Source organism: Brevundimonas intermedia, assembly GCF_004614235.1.
Classification (GTDB): domain Bacteria; phylum Pseudomonadota; class Alphaproteobacteria; order Caulobacterales; family Caulobacteraceae; genus Brevundimonas; species Brevundimonas intermedia_A.
Window position 1 is genome coordinate 1 of sequence record NZ_SPVH01000005.1, and the last position, 3,627, is coordinate 3,627.

Sequence of the window (3,627 nt, forward strand, 5' to 3'; positions counted from 1 at the left end):
GCGGCGTCCCTTCTCCTCGTCAGCGCCTGCCAGCGCGAGGAGGCCGCGCCCGCGCCGGCCCCCGCGCCCGTCGCGGCGCCGACGCCCGTCGTCACCGTCGCCCCCTCGCCGACCCTGGATCGCGCAAGCCTGCTGCAGGCCATGGACCTCGCCGCCTCGGCCTTTGCGGCGGGGCGTGAGGTCGGGGGCGCGTCCCTGGCAGGCAGGCGGTTCGTCGTGCGCCAGGCCTTTGGCTGCGGCGGTCCAGCGCCATCGCCTGTCCAGGCGAACGCCAACGAAGGTCTGCCCGCTCTGACCTGGGGCGAGGGTCGTCAAAGTTTGAAGCTTAGCCTGGCGCCTGGCGACTGGTCGCAATCCGCCCTGATCGCGGACGACGCCGAGACCTGGGAGGCGGCCGAGGGCTTCTGGCTGGCGCGCCCCTGGCTACGGGCCGAGGGATGTCCGGCCGCGCAGGGCGATCCTCTGGCCCAGGGTCAGGCGTGGCCGCAGACCATGGGCCTGGCGGCGGTCTTCAAGGAGGGCGGCTCGCGGACCGGGCGCCGTAACGGACGCGCCTATGAGTTCACCGTGCGCGGCGAGGGCGACCAGCCGCCCGTCGCGCCGTCCCAGGGATATCGCTTGGTGCTGGAGGGCCGCATGGCCGCCTTCGCCGACGGCCGCGCCATTCGTTGCCGCGCCGCCAGCCCCGACCAACGGCCGGTCTGCATCGGTGCGGTTCAGCTAGACAGGGTCGCCTTCGAGGACGCCGACGGCAAAATGCTCAGCGAATGGCGCGGCGGCTAAGGTTCAGGCCGATATAGGCTGCGGCGCAGAGCCGTCGTCCACGTCCTGTTCCGAGGCCGGCGATGTCCGTACCTGCATCATTGTCGCCAGGCGATCCACGGCCATCGCCATGGCGGCCTGGTCGTCCAGCGACAGGCGGGCCAGGCCGGAGATGAAGCCGTCGCCGAGAAGGCCGGGCGAGGTGCTCAGCGCCTGTCGTCCCGCATCCGTCAGCCGCACATGGACCACGCGGCGGTCGATGGTGGAACGATAGCGGACGGCCATTCCCTTGGCCTCCAGCTTGTCCAGCACGGCGACCACCGTGGGGGGCGACATCGAGACGTCGCGCGAGATGGCGCTGGTGCTGACCTCGCCCAGGGCGCGGATGGATTGCAGCACCAGAAGCTGGGGCAGGGTCAGGCCCGTCAGGCGCGCGATCTCGCGTGACCGGACATCGATGGCCTGGGCGATGCGCCTGACCGAGCGGACTAGGGACGCCGTGGGATCGACCGGCGCATCGGCGGTCGGCGCGGTCGGAAAATCGCTCATCGGGTTGAACTCTTTCGTGTCCGAACCATTTGTACGCGCTGCTTCCACAATTCAAGGAGGACCCATGTGCGGTCTTAGCGGCGAGATCAATTTCGACGGACGACCGGCCGACGCGGGCGCCGTTCAACGCATGACCGATGCGCTCTCGCCCCGTGGACCGGACGGGTCCGGCATCGTGATGCGCGGCCCGGTGGGGCTGGGTCACCGACGCCTGAAGATCATCGATCTGTCGGAAAAGGCGCAGCAGCCGATGGTTGACGCCGACCTGGGCGTGACCTTGGCGTTCAACGGCTGCATCTACAACTATCCCGAGCTCCGCGAAGAGCTGCGGGGAATGGGGTTCCGCTTCTTCTCGCACGGCGACACCGAGGTCATCATCAAGGCCTGGAAGGCCTGGGGCGAGGCCTGCGTCGAGCGGTTCAAGGGCATGTTCGCCTTCGTCCTGCATGAACGCGACACCGGCCGTACAGTCATCGCCCGCGACCGGTTCGGCATCAAGCCGCTGTATCTGGCCGAACAGGGCAAGCGCCTGCGTTTCGCCTCGACCCTGCCGGCCCTGCTGGCGGCGGGCGATGTGGACAAGACCATCGATCCGGTCGGCCTGCACAATTACATGACCTTCCACGCCGTGGTGCCGCCGCCGCACACCATCCTGAAGGGCGTGAAGAAGTTTCCGCCGGCGACCATTCGCGTGATCGAGGCGGACGGAACGGCCAAGGACCGCCTCTACTGGCAGCCCGACATGACCCGCCATGCCGAGGACGCGTCCCTGACGGCAGAGGACTGGCGCGACCGGGTGCTGGACAGTCTGCGCGATGCGGTGAAGCGCAGGATGGTCGCGGACGTGCCGGTCGGCGTCCTGCTGTCGGGCGGAGTGGACTCCAGTCTGATCGTCGGACTGCTGGCGGAACTGGGACAGAAGGATCTGATGACCTTCTCGGTCGGCTTCGAAGAAGCCAATGGCGAGAAGGGCGACGAGTTCGTCTACTCCGACCTGATCGCCAAACACTACGGCACCAAGCACCACCAGATATTCGTGCCGCACCAGCGCCTGATGGAGGCCCTGCCGGGCACCATCGGCGCCATGTCGGAGCCGATGGTCTCCTACGACAACGTCGGCTTCTATCTGCTGAGCCAGGAAGTATCGAAACACATCAAGGTGGTGCAGTCGGGCCAGGGCGCCGACGAGGTGTTCGCCGGCTATCACTGGTATCCGCCGATGCTGGGCGCGACCGACCCGGTCGAGACCTACGCCAAGGCCTTCTTCGACCGCAGCCACGCCACGCTGAAGACCCAGCTGAACGGCGCCTATATGGCCGACACCGACGTCAGCCGCGCCCTGGTCGAGGCTCATTTCGCCCAAGGTCGCGCGGCGACGCCGGTCGATCAGGCTCTGCGTCTGGACAGCCAAGTGATGCTGGTCGACGATCCGGTGAAGCGGGTCGATAACATGACGATGGCCTGGGGTCTGGAGGCGCGCGTCCCCTTCCTCGACCACGAGCTGGTCGAGCTGGCGGGGCGCATCCCGCCCGAGCACAAGCTGTCTCAGGGCGGCAAGGGCGTGCTGAAGGAGGCCGCCCGCCTTGTGATCCCGTCCGAGGTGATCGACCGCAAGAAGGGCTATTTCCCTGTGCCTGCGCTGAAATACATCCAGGGGCCATATCTGGAGATGGTGCGCGAGGCCCTGACCAATCAGGCGGCGCGCGACCGCGGCCTGTTCGAGCCCGCCTATCTGGACACCCTGTTCGCTGATCCGACCGAGCACATCACGCCCTTGCGCGGGTCGGAGCTGTGGCAGGTCGCGGTCCTCGAAATGTGGATGCAGCAGCATGGCGTCTGACATCCGCCCCGAGCGGTCAAAGGCTCACCGGCTCAAACGCCTGCGCCACGAAGGCCTGAAGCCCCCGGTCCAGTCCGGCGATGGACCTGCGCCCGACGCCGTGCTGGATTGCGGCTGGGGGCGGCTGCTGTTCGCCCAGACCTTCGAGACGGCCGAGCCTCTGGTTGAGGCCCTGCGCGCCGAGGGGCCGGACCGGCGCGACATCGCCTTCTATGTCCGCAATCCGCATGTCCTGCTGGCCTCGGCGCCGCAGGAGCTGTTCCTGGATCCGTCGCACACCTTCCGTCTGGAACTGGCCACCTATCGCCCCAGCCGCCGCCAGCCGAGGGGCTTCACCGTCCGTCGCCTGACGTCGGAGATGGACGCCCAGGCGGTCAACGACATCTACACCAAACGCAAGATGGTGCCGGTTCCGCCCGACTTCTTCTGGTCCCACCGCGACGACCGGACCATCACCTATTTCGTCGCCGAGGATA

General features: G+C 67.8%; 3 protein-coding genes and 1 pseudogene. 3 read left to right on the forward strand and 1 reads right to left on the reverse strand.

Annotation, left to right across the window (positions count from 1 at the left end; translation table 11 throughout):
* Positions 1-783, forward strand: a 783-nt coding sequence (locus EGY25_RS06365) for a hypothetical protein (protein ID WP_135194199.1), incomplete at its 5' end; no start/stop codon positions are given.
* Positions 784-786: 3 nt separating this feature from the next.
* Here EGY25_RS06365 and EGY25_RS06370 read toward each other — a convergent pair.
* The gene (locus EGY25_RS06370) at positions 787-1,311 is read right to left on the reverse strand and encodes a MarR family winged helix-turn-helix transcriptional regulator (RefSeq protein ID WP_135194200.1); all 525 of its coding nucleotides are present in this window, start codon (positions 1,309-1,311) and stop codon (positions 787-789) included.
* Positions 1,312-1,375: 64 nt separating this feature from the next.
* On the opposite strand from EGY25_RS06370, the gene EGY25_RS06375 reads away from it, so the two are divergent.
* On the forward strand, positions 1,376-3,151 hold the full coding sequence (locus EGY25_RS06375) for an N-acetylglutaminylglutamine amidotransferase (RefSeq protein ID WP_135194201.1): 1,776 nt from the start codon (positions 1,376-1,378) through the stop codon (positions 3,149-3,151).
* Positions 3,141-3,627 (forward strand): annotated as a pseudogene (locus tag EGY25_RS06380) (N-acetylglutaminylglutamine synthetase); the annotation flags it as partial. The gene EGY25_RS06375 and the pseudogene EGY25_RS06380, both read left to right, overlap by 11 nt.